The 19,724-nt window shown below is 70.8% G+C and carries 14 protein-coding genes and 1 rRNA gene; 6 read left to right on the top strand and 9 right to left on the bottom strand.

What is annotated here, in order from left to right; genetic code table 11:
• Positions 1-4 precede the first annotated feature (4 nt).
• The 3 genes from CHC08_RS03625 to CHC08_RS03635 all read left to right on the top strand — a co-directional run bounded on the left by CHC08_RS03625 (position 5) and on the right by CHC08_RS03635 (position 4,639).
• Positions 5-958 (top strand): GNAT family N-acetyltransferase, encoded by a 954-nt coding sequence (locus CHC08_RS03625; RefSeq protein ID WP_089205733.1) that lies wholly within the window; start codon positions 5-7, stop codon positions 956-958.
• Between the two features lie 187 nt (positions 959-1,145).
• On the top strand, positions 1,146-2,627 hold the full coding sequence (locus tag CHC08_RS03630) for a hypothetical protein (RefSeq protein WP_089205734.1): 1,482 nt from the start codon (positions 1,146-1,148) through the stop codon (positions 2,625-2,627).
• 29 nt (positions 2,628-2,656) lie between these two features.
• Positions 2,657-4,639, top strand: coding sequence for a phosphocholine-specific phospholipase C (locus CHC08_RS03635; RefSeq protein ID WP_089205700.1), 1,983 nt, complete (start codon positions 2,657-2,659; stop codon positions 4,637-4,639).
• Between the two features lie 223 nt (positions 4,640-4,862).
• Here the strand turns inward: CHC08_RS03635 and CHC08_RS03640 are convergent, their stop codons facing one another.
• The 4 genes from CHC08_RS03640 to CHC08_RS03655 all read right to left on the bottom strand — a co-directional run bounded on the left by CHC08_RS03640 (position 4,863) and on the right by CHC08_RS03655 (position 9,761).
• Positions 4,863-6,158, bottom strand: a complete 1,296-nt coding sequence (locus CHC08_RS03640) for an AAA family ATPase (RefSeq protein ID WP_089205701.1) — start codon at positions 6,156-6,158, stop codon at positions 4,863-4,865.
• A 43-nt stretch (positions 6,159-6,201) separates the two neighbouring features.
• Entirely contained in the window at positions 6,202-7,671 is a 1,470-nt protein-coding gene (locus CHC08_RS03645) for a hypothetical protein (protein WP_089205702.1), read from the bottom strand.
• 184 nt (positions 7,672-7,855) lie between these two features.
• Positions 7,856-8,956, bottom strand: coding sequence for a hypothetical protein (locus tag CHC08_RS03650; protein ID WP_089205703.1), 1,101 nt, complete (start codon positions 8,954-8,956; stop codon positions 7,856-7,858).
• 25 nt (positions 8,957-8,981) lie between these two features.
• Positions 8,982-9,761 carry a hypothetical protein gene (locus tag CHC08_RS03655; RefSeq protein ID WP_089205704.1) on the bottom strand — a complete coding sequence of 260 codons (780 nt, stop codon included), beginning with the start codon at positions 9,759-9,761 and terminating at the stop codon, positions 8,982-8,984.
• A gap of 107 nt (positions 9,762-9,868) precedes the next feature.
• Here CHC08_RS03655 and CHC08_RS03660 point away from each other — a divergent pair, with 107 nt between their 5' ends.
• Positions 9,869-10,315: a PIN domain-containing protein gene (locus tag CHC08_RS03660; protein ID WP_089205705.1), complete on the top strand. Its 447-nt coding sequence runs from the start codon at positions 9,869-9,871 to the stop codon at positions 10,313-10,315.
• Positions 10,316-10,522: 207 nt separating this feature from the next.
• On the opposite strand, the gene CHC08_RS03665 is transcribed toward CHC08_RS03660, so the two are convergent.
• Positions 10,523-12,577 carry a HelD family protein gene (locus CHC08_RS03665; RefSeq protein WP_089205706.1) on the bottom strand — a complete coding sequence of 685 codons (2,055 nt, stop codon included), beginning with the start codon at positions 12,575-12,577 and terminating at the stop codon, positions 10,523-10,525.
• A gap of 70 nt (positions 12,578-12,647) precedes the next feature.
• Between CHC08_RS03665 and CHC08_RS03670 the strand changes: the two genes are divergently transcribed.
• Positions 12,648-13,253, top strand: coding sequence for a TetR/AcrR family transcriptional regulator (locus tag CHC08_RS03670; RefSeq protein WP_089205707.1), 606 nt, complete (start codon positions 12,648-12,650; stop codon positions 13,251-13,253).
• Positions 13,254-13,550: 297 nt separating this feature from the next.
• Here the strand turns inward: CHC08_RS03670 and gndA are convergent, their stop codons facing one another.
• The 4 genes from gndA to CHC08_RS03690 all read right to left on the bottom strand — a co-directional run bounded on the left by gndA (position 13,551) and on the right by CHC08_RS03690 (position 18,995).
• Positions 13,551-14,981 (bottom strand): NADP-dependent phosphogluconate dehydrogenase, encoded by a 1,431-nt coding sequence (gndA, locus tag CHC08_RS03675; protein WP_089205708.1) that lies wholly within the window; start codon positions 14,979-14,981, stop codon positions 13,551-13,553.
• 164 nt (positions 14,982-15,145) lie between these two features.
• Positions 15,146-15,697 carry a hypothetical protein gene (locus CHC08_RS03680; RefSeq protein WP_143653100.1) on the bottom strand — a complete coding sequence of 184 codons (552 nt, stop codon included), beginning with the start codon at positions 15,695-15,697 and terminating at the stop codon, positions 15,146-15,148.
• Between the two features lie 287 nt (positions 15,698-15,984).
• Positions 15,985-17,640 carry a serine/threonine-protein kinase gene (locus CHC08_RS03685; RefSeq protein WP_218825103.1) on the bottom strand — a complete coding sequence of 552 codons (1,656 nt, stop codon included), beginning with the start codon at positions 17,638-17,640 and terminating at the stop codon, positions 15,985-15,987.
• 239 nt (positions 17,641-17,879) lie between these two features.
• Positions 17,880-18,995 carry a PP2C family protein-serine/threonine phosphatase gene (locus CHC08_RS03690; protein ID WP_089205710.1) on the bottom strand — a complete coding sequence of 372 codons (1,116 nt, stop codon included), beginning with the start codon at positions 18,993-18,995 and terminating at the stop codon, positions 17,880-17,882.
• A gap of 629 nt (positions 18,996-19,624) precedes the next feature.
• Between CHC08_RS03690 and CHC08_RS03695 the strand changes: the two genes are divergently transcribed.
• Positions 19,625-19,724, top strand: a 16S ribosomal RNA gene (locus CHC08_RS03695); the annotation flags it as partial.

Below are 19,724 nucleotides of genomic sequence, written 5' to 3' on the forward strand. Positions count from 1 at the left end.
ACCCATGACGACAAGCGCACCCGCCGCCGGGTACCTGACCCGGCGGCCCCTGCTGGAAGACGCGCGGGACATCCACGCGTTGATCTCGCTCTGTGACACCCAGGTGATCGGCAAGGCCGACATGACCCTGGACGACGTCACCGACGAGCTGAACGAACCGGCCTTCGACAGGGAGACCGACGGCTGGGTCGTCCACGACGGGGCCGGGCGCCTGGTCGCCTGGGCCTGGGCCCGCCGCAAGGGCGGCAGCGACAACGTGGACATCGACGTGGTGGTGCACCCCGACGCGCCGGGGCTGACGAGCGGGCTCTGGGACATCGTGACCGAGCGGGCCAGGCAGATCGTCACGGAGCTCGGCCACGACAGGGCCGTGGTGGACATCGGCCTGTATCGGGAGGACAGCGGCAAGCGCGCCATCGCCGCCGCCCGAGGGTTCGGCGCCGCGACCAGTTTCATCCGGCTCCTCGCCGACCATGGGGCATCGGTCCCCGAACCCCGGCTTCCGCCCGGGATGTCGGTGCACGACGGCCTCACCGAGGAGGTGCGCCGCCAGGGCCACGCCGTCCAGCAGGCCGGCTTCGCCGACCACTTCGGGTTCACCCCGGTGGACTACGACGAGTGGTACGGCGACCTGGACTCCTCGGCCAGCTCCGACTGGTCGCAGCTCGCGGTCGCGCGGATCGACGGCGAGCCGGCGGCGATGCTGCTGGGCACCAACGCCTTCGCCGGCGACGAGAACTGCGGCTACGTGCGCCAGCTGGCCGTCCTCCCGGCCTTCAGGGGCCGCGGCCTGGGCCGGTTCATGCTCCGCCGGGCGTTCGCCGCGGACGCCCGGCGCGGCCGGGTCGGCACCTACCTCCACGTGGATGCCAACAACAGCACGCCCGCGCTGGACCTGTATCTGTCGGTCGGCATGCGCCAGGTGCTGGCCATCGACGTCTGGCGACGGACGGTCTGACCGCACGCCGCCTTCCCGGATCGCCGCTATCGGGCGCTATGCGGTGATTTCCACCGTTTCTCGGGTGGTCGTCGCCTGCCGTTTACGGGGCAGCCGCCCGAGGACGGCTTACTAAGGGAGTTATATAGACAACTTGTCCACCCGGGGACCGGTCAAGCGGAACCCGGCGGAGAGGACCCACACTTCCGTGCCACCCCTCCTCAGCGCCGCGACAGCCGGCAGCGTCATCACTCTTACCTCTCCGGCCGCTCCTCACGAGGGTGACCGGCTGACTTTTCACTGGACCGTCGACGTCCCCGATCCCACGAACTGGATCGGCATCTACGACGGCGACCGGCAGCCGGGCACCGGCGGATCGCTGGTGTGGGTGTACACACCCGGCGCCTCCGGCGACACCACCCTCGACACCTCCGGCCTGAGCGGCGGCCCCTACACCGCCTACCTGCTGGCCAAGGACGGCTACGGCATTCTCGCCCGCACCGCCCCGTTCTCCTTCACCCCCCGGCCGGTCATCCCGCGCCCGCACGCGGCCGTGGACTCCCTCACCACGGCCCCGCAGGACGCCGGCGCGGCGTTCTCCGTCCGCCTGGGCGGACTGTGGATCAGGCCGGAGGGCAACCCCGCGGGCAGCGCGGCCTTCCGCCGCCTCGGCGGCGTCCCTTGGATGTCGGTCACCGCCGACGGCACCGTGACCGGAACCGCCCCCGCCTCCGCACCCCGCACCCCCGGGCAACTGGTGGTCGGCGTGCGGGACAGCGCGGCCGGCGCCGACACCATCACCGTCCAGGTGCCGGTGCGGGCGGCCAGGGACCGCATCCAGGTCAAGGTCGCCTCCCTGAACCTCTGGGACGCCGGATCGCACGTCGACGGCTTCCTGGAGAAGCAGGTGCGCGTCGTGCTCACCCAGGGCCTGGACATCGTCGCGCTCCAGGAGACCGGCGGCACCGCCGCTCACGCGCTCGCCGAGGCACTGGGCTGGGAGGTCTACCAGAGCGGCGGCAGCCTCGGCATCGTCAGCCGCCATCCGCTCAGCGACGTCACGGCCCCCACCGCCGATCTGCCCGCCGCGGCCGTCACCGTACGGCTGCCCGGCCGCCGCACGCTGCGACTGTGGACGGCCCAGCTGGACGAGGCCGACTACGGACCGTACGCGGTGCGCCCCGGCCGGACCGCGGCGCAGATAGAGGCCGCCGAGAAGCTGACGCTTCGCTACCGGCAGGTCAAGGCGCTGCTGGCCGCGATGCACCGGGACCTCGCCTCCGACGCCCCGGTGATCCTGGCGGTGGGCCTCGCCTCTCCCTCCCACCTGGACTGGACGTCCCGTACGGCGTCCGCGCACGGCGGAGTCGGCCGGGTCCGCTGGCCGGTCACGGACGCGCTGCAGCAGGCGGGGCTGGTCGACGCCTTCCGCGACGCCCACTCGAACCCGGCGAAGGACCCCGGCACCACCTGGTCGCCGGTGCGGCCGACGCACGACGGCGGCGGCGCCGAACCCCAGGACCGCATCGACCAGGTCCAGTACGCGGGGCAGCTGAAGGTCCTGGAGGCCCACAGCCTGTACACCGGCTGGCCGCAGCCGGTGCCGGGCACCGGTATCACCGCCAACGGCTGGCCCTCCGACCACGCCGCGGCCGTCGTCACCTTCACCCTGTCCGCCACCCGCGGCTGATCCCGACCGACCGAAGGAAATCCCCTCTCATGACTGAGATCAGCCGCCGCGTCTTCATGGGCGCCACCGCAGCGGCCGGCGCGGCCGTCGCCGTCGGACTGCCCGGTATGACGGGCACGGCCAGCGCCGCGGACCACCGGCACGGAAGCATCGCCGACGTCAAGCACGTCGTCATCCTGATGCAGGAGAACCGCAGTTTCGACCACTACTTCGGCACCCTGAACGGGGTGCGGGGCTTCGCCGACCGGCAGGCACTGGTCTTCCCCAACGGGGATTCGGTGTTCCGCCAGCCCGACAGAGGGCGCACGGAGGGCTACCTGCTGCCCTTCCGGATGGACACCACCAAGTACAACGCGCAGAACGCCGGCGGCCTCCCGCATGACTGGGACACCGGTCACACGGCCGTCAACGGCGGCGCCATGGACAAGTGGATCGCCGCCAAGGGTGAGCGGTCCATGGGCTACTTCACCCGCCAGGACATCCCCTACCAGTACGCGCTGGCCGACGCCTTCACCATCTGCGACGGCTACTTCTGCTCCATGAACGGCCCCACCGACCCCAACCGCCTGTATCTGTGGTCGGGCACCGCCGGCCCCGGCCGCGACGGCACCACCGGCCCGTGGACCGACAACACGCCGGTGACGGACAACCCGGTGGCCGACTGGACGACCTACGCCGAACGGCTGGAGAAGGCCGGCGTCAGCTGGCGCGTCTACCACAACCCCGACGGCTCGGACGACCGCAACGGCGACTACGACGACAACGCGCTGTCGTACTTCAAACAGTTCCACGCCTTCCCGAAGGACGACCCGCGGTACGTCAACGCGATGACCAGGTTCGACCTGACGGCGTTCGACCAGCACTGCAAGGACGGCACCCTGCCCACGGTCTCCTGGCTGGTGGCGCCCTACCTGTTCTGCGAGCACCCGGCGGCCAGTCCCGACTACGGCGCCCACTGGGTGAACACCGCCCTGCAGTCGCTGTTCTCCAACCCCGACGTGTGGGAGCACACGGTCTTCCTGCTGATGTACGACGAGAACGACGGCTACTTCGACCACGTGATCCCGCCGATCCCGGAGCCGGGCACCCCGGACGAGTTCGCCGGGGGCAAGCCGATCGGGCTCGGCAGCCGGGTGCCGCTCTGGGCCGTCTCGCCGTGGTCGCGCGGCGGCTGGGTCAACTCCCAGGTCTTCGACCACACCTCGGTGCTGCGCTTCCTGGAGCGCGTCACCGGCGTCCGGGAGCCCAACATCTCGGACTGGCGGCGTGCGGTCTGCGGCGACCTCACCAGTTGCTTCGACTTCACCAAGCCCGACTACAGCATCCCGCGGCTGCCCGACACGGTGGCGCTGATGGCCGCGGCCGACGCCGGCAGCTCGCTGCCCGCGGTGAAGCTGCCGGCGGCCGGACAGCAGGTGGAGGCCGTCCAGGAGCCCGGGGACCGGCCCCATCGCCCGCTTCCCTACCGCCCGTGGGCGGACGTGTCGGTGGACCGGGCAAGCGGCAAGGTCACCTGCACCCTCACCAACGACGGCACGGCCGCCTTCCACTTCACCGTCCTCCCCAACCTCGCCCTCCCCTTCACCGGCACCCCGTTCACGGTGGCGCCGCGTTCCTCGCGCATCTACGTGTGGGACGCCGCAGCGACCGACGGCCGCTACGACTTCACCGTGCAGGGCGCGGACGGCTTCGTCCGCCGCTTCGCCGGCACGGTCGTGCGGGCCGAACAGGACGATGTGGCCGTCCCGTCCGTCCAGGCGAGGACGCGCAACGGCGGGCACAAGGAGACCGCTTCGATCGAGCTGAAGCTGATCAACGACGGCGGCGCCGCGGTCGCCTTCACGATCACGCCGAACGACTTCGGCGGCAAGGCGCAGACCGTCTGGGTCGAGCCCGGCGCCCGCGCCCAGCCGACCTGGCCCGCCAACGGCGGCCGGTACGACTTCACCGTCACGGCCGGCACCGGCGACCGATTCGCCCAGCGCTACGCGGGCACCCTGCACGACGTTTGACGTCCTCCCCGGCTTTGAAAACCGGGGATTCCGGCATCCGGCCTTCTGGCCGGGTGCCGGTGGTTCGCGGTTCACCGGCCCGGGCAACCCGAAGCCTCCCCGCGCGGACACGGCATGCCCTGCCGTGTCCGAACAAACACATCCCGCTCGGCTGTCGCGGAACACCCCAACCGGACCGAGCCCGACCCACACAACACACGAGAAGTGCTTCCTCGTGGGCCTCTCAGCCGACGGGGGTGACCCGGTGCTTGGAGAGGTGGGCCAGCACCGCCTGGTTGGCCTCCCAGCCGTCGGGGAACTTCACCGGCACGCCCAGCTGGACGGGCTCGGCCGACGGGTGGGCGTCCAGGAGCTCGGGGATGCCCGCCCGGGCGACCACGATGCACGCGTGGCGGTGCCGGGAGGTGAGCACGCACAGCCGCCCCGACTCCAGGTGGAAGGCGGTGGCGTCCCGGCGTCCCGAGAGGGGGTGGAGCACGATCGTCACGTCGTACTCCCGGCCCTGGAGGCGGTTGGCGGTGTCCACCGTGATCTCCTCCGGCACCCCGGCGGCACGGATCGCGGCGACCTGGTCGCGGTGGGCGGCCCCGATGGCGATCCGCGCGGCCGTGACGGGGTGGCTGCCGCGCTCGGAGTGCGCGACCGGCCCCCGCTGCAGCAGCCGCACCGCCAGCACGGCCGCGGCCTGTACGGCCTCCGCGTCCGTGCGCACGGTGTGGCGGCTCGGCAGCTCGTACAGTGCCCAGCCCGACGTGGCCGCCTCCTCCAGCGCCCGGTCGTAGGAGGTGCGCATGCCGTTCACGGTGAACTCCAGCGACCGGTCGGCGTGGCTCGTCCCGGCGCGGAACCCGGTGAACGGGTAGAACGCCTCGGAGACCACCGGCGCCGCCGAGGCGGGCAGCCGCCAGGAGACCGGCAGTCGGTGCACCGGCAGGTCGGGGTTGTGACGCAGCAGCACCGAGACCGCGCTCTGCACGGGATCCCACGACAGGCCCGCCCAGCGGTCGCCGTCCACGATCGAGAAGGGGTCGAGCTGACCCGGGTCGCCCACGAACAGTGATCGCTCGAACAGGGAGGCGATGCGCAGCAGCTTGTCCGAGCGCATCTGGTAGGCCTCGTCCACGATCGCCCACGGCCAGGTCCTGTCACCGATCCAGGCCCACTTGTCGGCGGTGGCCACCACCACGGCCGGGTCGCCGAGGTCGGGGAGCTTGCCCGCCACCGAGACGTTGGAGTGGGCGAGGATGCGGCCGGGCGTGATGTAACCGCCGGCCGACAGGCGGCCGATCGGCAGGTCGGGATGTTCGAGCGCGAGCCGTTCCACCAGGTCGTCGACCTGCTCGTTGGTCTGCGCGACGATCATCAGCGGCTCACCGGTCTCGGCGATGTGCCCGGCCGCCTTGACCACCAGCGTCGACTTGCCCGCCCCCGGAGGGGAGTCCACCACCACGCCCCGGTTGCGGGGCAGGTCCGCCAGGACCGCGCTGACAACGGCCGCCGCCTCCTGCTGCGGTGTCATAGTCCGTCCCTTGCACGTCGGCGGGCGTCTCGCGGCCGTTCTGTCACGACCACTCCTCCTGGGCGTCGTCGTCGCTGGGCACGTACTCCTCCGGGGGGCCGCCGTGGGTCCACGGCGTCTGCTCGGGATCGGGGAGCGATGCCGAGGACTGGAAGTCGTCGGTCAGCGAGGTGTAGGTGACCCGCTCGCCCGGCTCGGGAACCGCCCCCGGAGCGGGGGTCTTCCCCCGGCCCATACCCTTGGTGATCTTCAGGGTGATCTCTCCGTCCGCGATCTCGACGATCTCGGCGGCGTGGCCGCGCCGGTCCGGGCTGCCGACCGTGGTGCCGAGCGCCAGCCGTACCGGGTCGTCGGTCTCAACGGTGATCAGTGGCCGCAGCTTGCGCGAACGGCCCTCGCCCTCGGTGTGCTCGGGGTCGGCGGCCGTCACCGTTCCGGCGAACGCCTCGCCGGTCAGCCGGTATTCGGCCATGACCAGCGGATCGTCGTGGGCCCGCTGCACGTCGTAGCTCGCCCGCGCCCGCTCCAGCCCCGCCAGGCGCGCGGCGGCGCCGACCGCCCCATCCCTGCGCGCCTGCGGCGGCCCGCCCTCGGTGATCCGTTCGACGAACCGGGTGAACGACCCCCGGTCGATCTCCCAGCGGTCCTTCACCCGCGCGCCCTCGGGCAGCGCGCGCAGCTCCTCGACCGCCCGCCACATCAGCTTCCAGGTCGGTTCGAGCTGGGTCCGCAGCGCCTGGGTGACGCGTTCCACGGCGCGCTCGGTTGGCGCCTCCTCATAGGCCCGTACGGCGGGGCCGAGCACCTCGTTGTCGAACCCCGGGTCGGTGGCGGGTCCGGCCGGCGGCCAGAGCAGCGGATCCTCGGCCTCCTCGGCCGCACGCCGTCCCGACATGCCCGCGGGCGGGGCGATCCACCCGAGCAGCGCCGCCAGGTTGGCGTCCTCCAGGCCGCTCTGCCCGGTCGCCCAGTGCAGGCCCAGCGCCTCGGTGGCCGCGAGCAGCAGGGAGGAGCCCGGCTGCTGCGACCGGTCGGCGAAGTAGGTCAGCCACCGGCCCAGCAGCGGCACCGACGGGTGGACCGGATAGGGCCCGTCGGCCCGGCGGAACCGGGTGGACCGGCCCAGCATCCCGGTGAACGAGACGGCCGAGCGGTTCGGCACGAGGATCTGCGGCGCGTCCAGACACCGTTCGTACGGGTCGCCGGTCTTCCGCTCCACCGTCTCGGTGGTCTTCTCGAACCCCTCGATGTACGGCAGGAACACCTCGGCCAGGTCGGCGGCGAAGGCGAACCGCAGATCCCGGTTGCGGGGCTGGGGCACCACGAGCAGCCGGGGATAGTGGGGATCGGTGCCCACCATGGCCCCCAGCGGCGCGGCGGCCTCGCCCGCGAGTTTGAGCGGGATGAACACCAACGGGCGAGGGGCGATGTGGCAGTGCCGGACCGTGGTGATCCGCTGCGCGGAGCCGTCCCTGACGGCCCGCAGCTGCGCCAGCGCGGTCAGCGCGCTCATGGTCCCTCTCCTGTCGGTGTCGGCCGTGCGGGTGCGGTGCCGCCGGAGGCGTTCGACGTAGAGCGTCCTCGCGCGGGCGGCGTGTCCGACGCGGAGTTTCCTCGCGCGGGCGGTGTGTTCATCGCAGGGCGTCCTTGCGCGGGAGACGCGCCGGGCGCGGAGCCTCCCCGCGCGGGCGGCGCGTTCAATTCAGCGCCTCCTCGCGCAGGCGGTCCGCCAGCCGGAGCAGGCGGGCGATCTCCTCCTGGCCCTCCGCGGGTTGGAGGGTGCCCTCGGCCAGGCCGAGCGCCTCGGTCATGCGGGAGACGCCGCCGAGCTGGTCGCGGATCTGGCGGCCGAGCAGGTCGGTGGAGCCGCTGCGGCGTGCCTCGTCGCGGCAGAACATGCACATGTCGCAGGTCGACAGGCAGTCGGGTGCGTAGCGGGCGGGCACCTGGCGCAGCGCCCCCGCCAGCTCGTCCGCCGGACGGGTGGGCACGCCGTCCTGGTCCGGGACCAGGTCGAAGGTGAGGTCCGGCGGCAGGCCCTCCAGCAGGCGGTCCACCCGGGTCATCCTGGCCAGCTGCCGCTTGAGCACCGCGAGCTGCTTGCGCACGTCCACCAGCGCGGCGGTGGGACGGTTGGCGAAGTTCTCCGGGCAGACGAGCACCACGTCGTGGGAGACACGCTCCGGATCATGCCCGAGGTCGGCCATGAGCGTGCGCAACGCCAGGACGTAGACCGCCGCCTGCCGGGCGGCCGCCGCGACCTTCTCCGGCTCGGCCTGGCCGTCGACCAGGCCGAAGGACTTGATCTCCACGATGCGGAAGCGCCCGCCGATCTGGAAGGCCACCACGTCGGGCTCCAGGTACGACGTGTGACCGGCGATCTCCAGGCTGAACAGCGGGTGGTCGTAGAACACCGCGGCGCCGTCGTCCTCGCGCGCGGCCCGGTCGATCAACGCCCGGGTGTGGGAGTGGCGCAGATGGGAGCCGACGCTCTCCACGTCCTGGTAGCCGACCTGGGCGATGGGCAGGTCGAGCAGCTCTCGCAGGAGCCGCAGCAGCTCGGCGCAGCCGTTCTCCTTCACCAGCGCCTCGAACACGTTTCCCCGGGTGATCGCGAACTGCGACTGGCCGAACGGGGCGGGGAAGCCCAGATGCCTGGCCGTGCGGTCCTTGTCCACCCCCGCGGCGTCCATCAGACCCCGCCGGGCGCAGCCGGGGTTGGCGGCCAGCGCCGCGATCGCCCGCGCGTCGTGCGGGTGGGACGGCATCGGCCCGCGTAGCTCGTCCAGCCTGTTCATGAACGGGTTCCCTCGTCCAGCCTGTTCAACAGGCCCCCCTCAAGGTGTTCATCGCGGCGACGCCGAACAGGCGCTCCACGTCCGGTAGTTGCCTGGCCACCCGCGCCGCCACCTCGGACCGCTGCGCGGTGTCGGCGGCCCGGTGCACCTCCAGCTCGGCCCTGGCCGCGCGGATCGCGGTCGCGGGGTCGGCCGGGGCGAAACCCTCGACGGCGCCGGGGATGTTCTGCGCCATCCGCGACAGCAGCCGCAGCGCGCCCGGGGGCGGCTCGGCCAGCCGGGCCAGATGCTCGGCGATTCGCGTGGTCGAGGTGAGGAAGTCGACGCGGGGGCTCAGCGGCCCCAGCACCCGCAGTTCGGGCGCCCAGCTGCTGTCGGCGAGTAGTCCCCGGGCGGGGGAGAGCCGGTCGGTCAGCGCGGCGCACAGGTAGTACGGGCGGGCGTAGGGATCGCTGCGGAAGGAGCGCTCCTCGTCCCGGCGCAGGCTGGTGAGCTGGGAGCCGCGCAGCTCGCGGGAGAAGAACGCGTCGTTCACCGCCACGATGAGCTTGGCCGCGGTGGGCACGCCCAGCAGGGCGAGCGCCTGGTGCACCTGCTCCCTGATGGGCAGCAGCGAGGCCTCGGACTCGCGGAGCCTCGGCGGGGGCTCCTCGGCGGTGATCGCCTCGTCCCAGGCCTGCTCGGCTCGGCGCAGATCCCCGCGCAGCGATCGGGCGAGCGAGTTCTCCTTCGCCTTGACCGCCCGTCGCACCTCGGCGCGGAGTTCGGCTATTCGCCGCTCCAGCGCGTCCAGTGATTCACTCACGGCCCGGAGCGTAACAGGAGTTCCACCCGTCTCCCTTGAATTCCAGCTAATTCCAGCATTAAAGTGCAGACCATGTAACGGTAATAACGGGGCGAATGGGGCATTTAATGCGCAACCTATCGCAAGGTCGGGCCGTCCACCTGCTGGACGTGGAGAACCTGACGGGTGCCGCGCGCCCCGCCACCAGAGACGTGCAGACCATGATGAGTCATTACCGCGAGCGGGTCCCCACCGGCGGCATGGACCAGTACGTCGCCGCCGTCAACCACGGCGCCATGGTCACCGTCGGCCTGGCCCTGGCCGGAATCCAGCTCCTGGTCCGCTCCGGCCCCGACGGAGCCGACCGGGCCCTGGGCGAGGTGATCCGCCTCGACCACCTCGACGCTCGCTTCGAGCGCGTGGTCATCGGCTCCGGTGACGGCATCTTCACCGAGCTCGCCGGCTGGCTGTCCGGGCGGGGCGTCATGGTCGTGGTGGTCTCTCGCCCGGACGCCCTCAACCGCAGGCTCCGCCGTACCGCGGGTCAGGTCATCTCCCTGGACCTGGCCGCCTGATCAGCTGCCGTACGACCGGAACCACGGGGTGGGCCGTCTCCACCGGCCCGCTCGGTCACCCGCCGTACGGTCGGATCTACGGGTCGGGCCATCCTCGTCGCCCTGCCCGATCATCCGCCCTACGGCCGGAACCATGGGTCAGGCCATGTTTCTACCGGCCTGCCGGATCGCCCGCCGGAGAACACGGCTCGCCCCCGGAGGCGTGCGTCAGGTTCCGGTGGGATTCGCTTCGACCGGCGGGAGGATCTGGACCGGCAGGGGACGGGAGTGCAGCACGTCCAGCCGGGAGACGGCTCGGGTGAGTACGACGTAGAGCCGGTTGAGACCTCGCGTCTCCGCCTCGACGATCTCGGCCGGCTCGGCCACCACCACGTGGTCGTACTCGAGGCCCTTGGCCATCGTCGCGGGCACGGCGGTGACGCGGGCGGCGGTGGCATGGGCGGAGCCGGGGGCGGGATCGTCGAGCGTGGCGACCGCGATGCCCCGGTCCCTCATCGCCGCCGTCAGCTTCTCAAGGGTGCCGTCCGCGGCCATCACCGCGATCGAGCCCTCGTGATCGAGGGCGTCGCGCACCGCGGCGACCACGGCGTCGGCGAGGTCGGGTGTCTCACGGACCCGGAGACGGCCGTCGGTACGGAACGAGCGGGTCCTGGGCACGTCCGCCGCCAGTGCCTCCAGCAGGCGGTTGGCCATCGCGACGACGGCCGCCGGCACCCGGAAGCCGACGGTCAGGGCGATCAGCTCCGCCCGCGGCTTGCCGAGATGGGCGAGATGGTCCGACCAGCCGCCGGCCGCCCACGGGGTGGTGCCCTGGGCCAGGTCGCCGAGCACCGTGATCGAGCCGTGCTCGCTCCTGCGGGCGATGGCCCGGCACTGCATCGCCGACAGGTCCTGCGCTTCGTCGACGATGACGTGGCCGTAGCTCGGCGGGCGCTCCAGAAGGCCCGCGACCTCGTCGATGAGCACGGCGTCGGCCGCCGACCACCTGGCGCTCTTGAACGAGCGCGGCGGGCGCGCCCACAGGATCGCCGACTGCTCGCCCGGGGTGAGGATCCCCTCCGCGGCCCTGGCCAGCGCGACCGGGTCGCCGAGCAGCCCCGCCACCACCTCCTGCGGCCGGACGGCGGGCCACACCTCGTCCAGGAACCCGGTGACCGCCCTGCTCATCTTCCGTGTCCATACGGCGTTCGCGGTCTGGCCGCGTGCCTCCGCCTGGCGCTGCAGGACGGCGACGGTGCGCGACAGCACGCGCTCGCGGCCCACTCCGTACGGCGTCGCCTCCCGCCGGGCGCCCTCCACGATGCTCCGGAGCTCCTCCTCCCGCACGCGCCAGTGGTAGGAGCCGTCGGGGACGCTCAGGGGGCCGGTCGGCGCGCCCACCCGTTCGTAGAGTGCCCGGCGCAGTACCGCCGCCATGCGAACGTCGTGTTTGACGACCGCCGCCTCCTCGCCGTCGGCGCCCTGGAGCGGCCCGCGGGCCAGCAGCCGGTCCACGGTCGTCTGCTCGACGTCGACCTCGCCCAGCGCGGGGAGCACAGCCGAGATGTAGCCGAGGAACGCCTGGTTGGGGCCGAGGATCAGGACGCCCGTGCGGGAGAGCCGCCGGCGGTGGGTGTAGAGCAGGTAGGCGGCCCGGTGCAGCCCGACGGCGGTCTTGCCCGTGCCGGGCGCCCCCTGGACGCAGATCGACTCGTCGAGCTCGGCGCGGACCAGCTCGTCCTGTTCGGGCTGGATCGTGGCGACGATGTCGCGCATCGGGCCGACCCGGGGGCGCTCGATCTCGGCGGTCATGATCCGGCTCGCCGTTCCCAGCTCCTGGCCGCGGTCGAGGTGCTCGTCCTCGAAGCCGGTCAGCGTGATCGGCTCCTTCGACCAGCCGAAGCGCCGCCGTACGGTGATGTCCTGCGGGTCACGGGCACTTGCCCGGTAGAACACCCTGGAGACGGGCGCACGCCAGTCGATCACCATCGGCTGCTGCCCGGTGTCGCCGGAGACGTGCCGCCGGCCGATGTAGTAGCGCTGCCCGCGGTGCTCGCCCGAGCCGAAGTCGAGCCGGCCGAAGAAGGGAGGGCCGTCCGGCTCCTCGCTCAGCTCCTTGGCGAGGCTCTTGAGGTGCCGTCCGAGCCTCTCCGCGCTGTAGCGGTCGCCCGCCACCCGCTCGCCGATGACGACGTTCAGCCGCGCGCCGTCGATCATCCGGAGCAGGGCGGTCCTGCACTCCGCCAGGTAGGCCCGCTCGTCGTCGAGTCCCGTGCCGGTCATCCCGCATCACCCCTAAATACTTAACCGAGTTAATATATTAACCCAGTTGCCTTTCTGTTAGGTTGGATGGGTGACAGGACTCCGCGAACGCAAGAGGCAGCAGGTCCACGAGGCGATCTCCACGGCGGCGATCTCCCTGTTTCTGGAGCGGGGATTCGACCAGGTGCCGGTCGCCGAGGTGGCGGCGTCGGCGGGGGTCTCCAAGCCGACGCTGTTCAAATACTTCGCGACCAAGGAGGATCTCGTCCTGCACGGGATCTCCGACCATCAGGGCGAGGCGGCCAGGGTCGTACGGCGCCGCGAGCCGGGCGAGGAGCCGCTGGCGGCCCTCCATCGCCATTTCCTGGCGGGGCTGGAGCGGCGCGAGCCCGTGACGGGGCTCAACGACCACCCGGCAGTGCTCGGCTACCACCGGATGGTCTTCGAGACTCCCAGCCTGGCGGCTCGCGTGCTCCACTACATGGCGAAGGACGAGGAGGCGCTGGCCGAGGCGCTGGCCGAGGTCACGGACGAGCTCACCGCGCGTCTCGTCGCCGGTCAGGTGCTCGTCGTGCAGCGGGTGCTGGCCCGCAGGAACTGGCTGAGGCTGGTCGAGGGGGAGACGGCCGAGCAGGTTCATCCCTCGGCGGTCGCCGCCGCCGACCGCGCCTTCGAACTGCTCCCCGAACTGGGCTGAGAGGCTCTCGGGCCCGCGCCGGGACGGGTTCCGAACTGGTGGAGACACGCTTGGGCCTGCGCCGGGATGGTTTCAGAACCGGAATCGGGCTGAGACGCCTCCGGACCCGAGCCGGGATGGTTCCAGAATCGGCCGCGAGCGGCCGGCGGCGGGGCCGGGTGGATTTCACGGCGGACGGCCCCGGTGGTGGCGGATCACCCGCCACCACCGGGGCCGCAGTCATGGTCTGCCCGGTGAATCCCGGAGTTCGTCACGCCCCGGAGCCGGGGACCGCGACGACCGCCGGGCGGGACTCTCCTAGGCCTCGACCTCCGAGCGGTCACCGGACCAGAGGGTGTGGAAGGAGCCCTCGCGGTCCACCCGCCGGTAGGTGTGCGCGCCGAAGAAGTCTCGCTGGCCCTGGATCAGGGCCGCGGGCAGGCGCTCGGCCCGCAGTGCGTCGTAGTAGGCCAGCGCGGTCGAGAAGCCGGGCGCCGGAATGCCCAGCTCGGCCGCCTTCACCACGACCCGCCGCCATGATTCCTGCGCCAGGATCAGGGCGTCGGTGAAGTACGGGGCGGCCAGCAGGGTGACCGGCTTGGTCTCCGCCTCGTAGGCCTCACGGATGCGGTCCAGGAAGTCGGCCCGGATGATGCAGCCGCCACGCCAGATCGTGGCCAGCGAGCCCGGGTTGATGTCCCAGCCGTACTCGGTGCTCCCGGCCCGGATCTGGTCGAACCCCTGGGCATAGGCGACGATCTTCGAGGCGTACAGGGCCTGCCGTACGTCCTCCGCGAAGCCCTCGCCGGCGGATCCGGCAGTGGCGCCCGAGGGACCCGGCAGGGCGCGCGAGACCTCCCGCAGCTCCGCGTGACCGGAGAGCGAGCGGGCGAACACCGCCTCGGCGATCCCGCTCACCGGGACGCCCAGGTCCAGCGCGATCTGCACCGTCCACCGGCCGGTGCCCTTCTGCTCGGCCTGGTCGGAGATCACGTCCACGAGCGGCTTGCCGGTGGCCGCGTCGACCTGCCGGAGCACCTCGGCGGTGATCTCGATGAGGTAGGACGACAGCTCGCTCTCGTTCCACTGCTCGAAGACGTCCGCGAGCTCGGCCGGAGTCAGACCGAGCCCCTGCCTGAGCAGGTCGTAGGCCTCGGCGATGAGCTGCATGTCGGCGTACTCGATGCCGTTGTGCACCATCTTGACGAAGTGCCCGGCACCGTCGGGGCCGATGTGCGTGCAGCAGGGCACGCCGTCGACCTTGGCGGCGATATCCTCCAGCATGGGGCCCAGAGCCTGGTAGGACTCCTTCGAGCCGCCGGGCATGATGCTCGGCCCGAGCAGCGCCCCCTCCTCGCCGCCGGACACCCCGGCGCCGACGAAGTGGATGTCGCGCTCGCGCAACGCCGCCTCACGGCGACGCGTGTCGAGGAAGTGCGCGTTGCCACCGTCCACGATCATGTCGCCCGGCTCCAGCAGGGGCGCGAACTCTTCGATCACCGCGTCAGTGGGGGCGCCAGCCTGAACCATGATCAGAACGCGCCGAGGGCGCTCCAGCGCCGCGACGAGCTCCTCGGGAGTGTCACAGGCGACGAAGGCACCCTCATGCCCGTGCTCCTCGATCAATGCCTTGGTCCTGTACTGCGACCTGTTGTGTACAGCCACCGTGTGTCCGTGCCGGGCGAGGTTACGGGCGAGGTTCGCCCCCATGACCGCCAGTCCCGTTACGCCGATCTGTGCCTGAGTCATGTCTCTTGCACTCCTTTTCACGTCCAAGGATGACAGTCTGCACCTTGGACGGTTGAGAGCATGCAAAGGGTCCAAGACAGCGACCGGCCCGGACACCCGAGGGTGTCCGGACCGGTCGCGTTGTGCAGAGGATTAAAGAATTTTCAGGAGGTTGCAGGGGGCGGTCAGCGGCTGCTGAGCGTCGGTAGTCCTTGCTCGTTCACGGGCGGGATGATGGTCTGCCCTCGGAGCCAGTGGATCGTGCGGATGACCCCGTCGCCGTAGCCGGGGGAGTGCTGACGCCCCCGGCCGAGCTGCCGGGAGACATCTTCGGCTGCGGTCTCTTCCCTGCCGAGGTTGAGCCCGGTCGGTCCGTGCATGGGGCGCGGTGTGTCCCGGATGGGAGACTTCGAGCGGATGCCGAGCACCCACTCACACACGGCGATCGTTCCCAGGCACCAGGCCCCGTCCCACTCGGTCGGCGCGTTCGGCCGGCCTTCCTTGGCCCGTTCGATGATCTTGTTGAGCTCTTCCTCGCTGCGCACTACCACGCCACGCCCGCCGACCAGGTGTCCCCAGCCCCCGGGGGGCTGGCGACCGGGGATCGGAATCCCGTCCTTGGCACCGATCAACCATCTCAACGCGCTCACGACACCGTCGGCCGGAATGATCCGGCCCCGGCGCTCGACTCGCTCCGCGGCGTCGATCTCCGCACGCGCGTCGGCGACGGTCGGCACGCCTCCCGATGCCGGGCGGCCGCTGATCGGCGCCTGGTCGCGCTTGCCCAGAGCCCAGAGAATCGCTTCTCCCTGTCCGGTTGGGGCCGACTCAGGGTAAGCGGCCTCCCATTCCATGATTGCGTCGAATACTGCCGTAACGTGTTCCGGCGGTCGCCGCACAGCGGGGCTCGCCTCGCTCTCTGCGGTCGTCATGGTCCCACCGTACGAGTAACTCCCTCGCCGTTCCAACACGGAGCCGCATCATCAGGGCTCGAACGAGCCCTTCCGGGACGGAAACCAGCCCTTCAGGGACGGAACCGGGTGCCGGGTTTCTCCGAGCCGAGGACGCTGCCGAGGCAACGGTAGACCCTCATACCGCCCCCAAACTGCTCCTTTGAGGGCGGTAGGACCGTACTTTGCCACTTGGCGGACGCGACGGAGCGAGCGTCTCCATATCGGGATGCGAGCATGATCGGCGTGGCGCACACTTTTTTTACCGTTGGATGTTTCTCCAGGGCCCTTGAGTCGTAGGTGAGGGAGTCCGAAGGCAAGGGAGCGATCGCGAAGGTCTCCCAGACGTGGGACTCCTCGCAGGCGATCCTCTTGGCCGAGACGTCGCCCATGACGTCGAGAAGGCCGCTCCAGCACTCCGCCTCCTTCACGCACGCGGCCCGCGCGCCCGGCACCGCCGCCGCGGGGCAGGAGGTCGTCTCCGTGGCAACCTCCGGGGCCTTCGCGGGGGCGGCTCCGTCTTTTGCGAGAGTGTCCGGGGGAGCGTCGCCCCGCGGCGGCGGTGGGAACGGCGGCGGTTGCTGCCAGCCGAACGGGTTCTGGCCGCCGTTCTCGAGAAACATCACTCCGACGCCGGCCACCAGCAGGATCAGGAAGGCCGCGGCCACCGCGACGTACACCTGGGAATTCGACGTGCCGTGCGCGCCGGCGGCCTTCATCGGAGCCTGGGTGCTCGCGGACCTCCGCAGGCCGGGGGAGGTCAGATGCGTGTGGATCGGCTCCCTGCCCGCCGCTGGGCGGACCGGCGGCATGCCGTACGGCGAGGGCGCGCTCGCGAAGGGCTGCGCCGGTGGGGAGGCCGGCGGGGAGACGGGGTGCGGCGTGGGCCGGGGCGCCGGGGCGCCTTGATCAAGATGCAGGTCGATGAGGGCGTCCCGCAGCGCGGCGACGGAGGGGGTGCGCTGCTCGGGGTCGGTGGCCATGGCCTGCCTGAGCAGGGCGGTCAGCTCCGGCGGCACCCCGGGGATGTCCGGGATGGGCAGGCGGTGCAGGGCCACGACGACCGCGAGGTTGACCACGCCACCCTCGGGAAACCGCGGCGGGCGGCCCGACAGCAGCGCGTAGAGCGTGGCGGCGAGGGAGTAGACGTCCCCGGCGGCGGAGGGTTCGGTCAGCTCGAACGCCTCGGGCGGGGCATAGGCCGGAGTGAGCGACTCGCGGGTCACCGAGACCTCCGCGCCCGAGGACGGCATGGTGGCCAGGCCGAAGTCGGCGAGAACCACGTTGCCGTACCGGTTGATCAGGATGTTGGCGGGCTTGATGTCGCGGTGCAGCACTCCGGCGGCGTGCGCGGCCGACAGCGCGTCGGCGATGCGGATGCCGATGTCGGCGACCTCGGCGGGGGGCAGCCGCTTCTCGGTCCGCATCCGGTCCGACAGGGACCCGCCGGGGCACAGCTCCAGGACCATGTACGGCCGGCCGTCGGGAAGAACCCCGGCGTCGTAGACGTGGGCGACGTGCGGATGGCCGGAGAGCGATCCGGCCGCGGTGACCTCGCGCATGAAACGACGCCGGTCCCGCTCCGAGACCAGCACCCGGTTGTCCACCTTGAGCGCCACCTCGCGCTCCACGGCCAACTGCCTGGCCCGGTAGACGATTCCGAAACCGCCCTGGCCGAGCACACCGGACACCTCGTAGCCCGGTACCGCAATGGCACCTGTTTCGGCCACCCGCCACCTCCTGAAGACGAGCGGCAGGCTACCGGATTTTTACTTTTATTCCGGTTGTACTTCTGTTCCGTTTTTATAATCTCGCTCGCGCGAGGAGGAGCGTGTTTCACACCCTCATCCAGCCCTCCGAGGAGTGGTGCGCGTCCCTTACTCAAGGAGTGGTGCGTGTCCCTTGTTCCGCCTCCGCCGGAGTCGCGACGTGCGTTTCCTCTCCGAAGCCTGCGCCGCGCTCCCGGCTCTCAGGTCCGCCAGATCAGCACCATGGCGCTGTCGTCGTCGCCGTGGCTCAGCTCCCTGATGAGAGCCGCCGCCTTGTCGTAGCCCTGCTGGACGAGGATTCCGGCCTGGCCGAGCAGCCGGTCGATGCCGGCGTCGACGTCGGCGCGTGATCCCCACATGCCGTCGGTGAACAACATCAGCGCGTCACCCTTGCGCAGGGTGCCCTGGACGCTGTCCCATCGGGCGTCGGATACGACGCCCAGCGCGATGCCCTGCGCTGTGCTCAGCTCCCACGCGCCGCTGCCGCGCCCGAACTTGGCGGGCGGCGGGTGGCCGGCACAGGTGATGACGTAGCGCCCGGTGCTCAGGTTCAGGTCCAGATGCACGGCGGTGACGAGGCCCTCTCGCCCGTCTTCGCGCATCAGGTAGGCGTTGCACGCGGGCAGGAAATCGGGAGCGGGCGTGGCTCCGAGCAGTCCCCCGAAGGTTCCGGCGAGCATCATCGCCCGGCTGGCGGCATCGCCGCCCTTGCCGGAGACATCGACCAGCGCGACCTGAAGGTTGTCGCCCTCCTGACAGGAAACAAGGAAGTCGCCTCCGAACAGCGACCCGGGGGCCCGCCGGATGACGGCCTTCCGGCCCCAGCCGCGCGGCAGCGTCGGCATCTGGCACATTCTCTGCAGCCGCTGTTTCAGCTCGATGAGAGCCTGATCGCCGCGCAGGCCGTAGATGCCGACACCGCCACGCATGTGCGACAGGCGCAATGCCAGCCCTGCCACCACGATGAGCGCGATGAGCTGGGCGGGCTGTACGGCCGCGGTGAGCGTGATGACCACGGAGATGAAGGACGCGGTGGTGAGGAGACCCATCGCGGGCAACCGCAGGCGCAGGCCGCCGAGCAGCAGGATCGGGGCGAGCAGGATCGGCGGTGCCCACCCGGTGCCCACCGTGGCGCTCAGGGGACCGACCGCGAGCGCCGCGGCGGTCAAGGTGACCAGCAGCAGCCGGTAGCGGGCGACGCCGGGCCGTCGCAGGATGAACGTGCCCCGCTCCGGCGGTCGTCCTTCTCCCGAGGCGGAGTAGAACACTTCCTCGCCCGGGGACCACACGCTGCGGACGATCTCTTCTACGGGCATCGGTGTCTCGCCTGCGGTAGAGGGCCGGTTGGGCCGACTTTATCGGCAGGCCACCTGACCGGCGAGGATGAACCGCCGTGGTGGACCGGTTGATTTGACGAGGTAGCCGGGGGTCCATAAGGTTCACCAGACCTGAGGGAGACGACGGCGACGTCGGGTCCCCGGAACCCTCCCCGAGCACATCCACTCTTTTGGGATATTTATGTCCCAAAAGGGCCTGATTCGACATGAATCGGGTGGTGGAGTAAGTTTGAGGGGTTGCCCTGGAAACGGGGTGGCCCGAATTTCTTTAAGACAAGCAAGATCGAGTCAAATGGTTGAACATGGGCCGGTTTGACACGAAAAAGCGGGTCTGAAAGAATAGGGGCACAACGAAAGAACACAATAAAACAAAAACGAACGCCCCTGATGGCAGGCCCGCGGGTCTGGCAAAGGGTGTACGCGTCCGTTTCTTGAGAACTCAACAGTGTGTTAAAAGCCAGTGCATGATGCACAACCCCGTTCATCCCACCCCTGCGGGTGGGGGACGGATTCCTTTGGTTGATACATCCGCCCTGACTTCCCGACGCCATTTGCGGCGTGTGGATATGGGGTGGGTGCTTTCAGCTGGGGTGAACTTTCTCAGACATTGTTTGGAGAGTTTGATCCTGGCTCAGGACGAACGCTGGCGGCGTGCTTAACACATGCAAGTCGAGCGGAAAGGCCCTTCGGGGTACTCGAGCGGCGAAC

The sequence above is a fragment of the Streptosporangium subroseum genome (genome assembly GCF_900188345.1).
Lineage (GTDB): Bacteria > Actinomycetota > Actinomycetes > Streptosporangiales > Streptosporangiaceae > Streptosporangium > Streptosporangium subroseum.

Coding starts and splice junctions, on each gene's coding strand:
- CHC08_RS03625 (WP_089205733.1), top strand. CDS start 5: ATGACGACAAGCGCACCCGCCGCCGGGTACCTGACCCGGCGGCCCCTG.
- CHC08_RS03635 (WP_089205700.1), top strand. CDS start 2,657: ATGACTGAGATCAGCCGCCGCGTCTTCATGGGCGCCACCGCAGCGGCC.
- CHC08_RS03640 (WP_089205701.1), bottom strand. CDS start 6,158: ATGACACCGCAGCAGGAGGCGGCGGCCGTTGTCAGCGCGGTCCTGGCG.
- CHC08_RS03645 (WP_089205702.1), bottom strand. CDS start 7,671: ATGAGCGCGCTGACCGCGCTGGCGCAGCTGCGGGCCGTCAGGGACGGC.
- CHC08_RS03650 (WP_089205703.1), bottom strand. CDS start 8,956: ATGAACAGGCTGGACGAGCTACGCGGGCCGATGCCGTCCCACCCGCAC.
- CHC08_RS03660 (WP_089205705.1), top strand. CDS start 9,869: ATGCGCAACCTATCGCAAGGTCGGGCCGTCCACCTGCTGGACGTGGAG.
- CHC08_RS03665 (WP_089205706.1), bottom strand. CDS start 12,577: ATGACCGGCACGGGACTCGACGACGAGCGGGCCTACCTGGCGGAGTGC.
- gndA (WP_089205708.1), bottom strand. CDS start 14,981: ATGACTCAGGCACAGATCGGCGTAACGGGACTGGCGGTCATGGGGGCG.
- CHC08_RS03690 (WP_089205710.1), bottom strand. CDS start 18,995: ATGCCCGTAGAAGAGATCGTCCGCAGCGTGTGGTCCCCGGGCGAGGAA.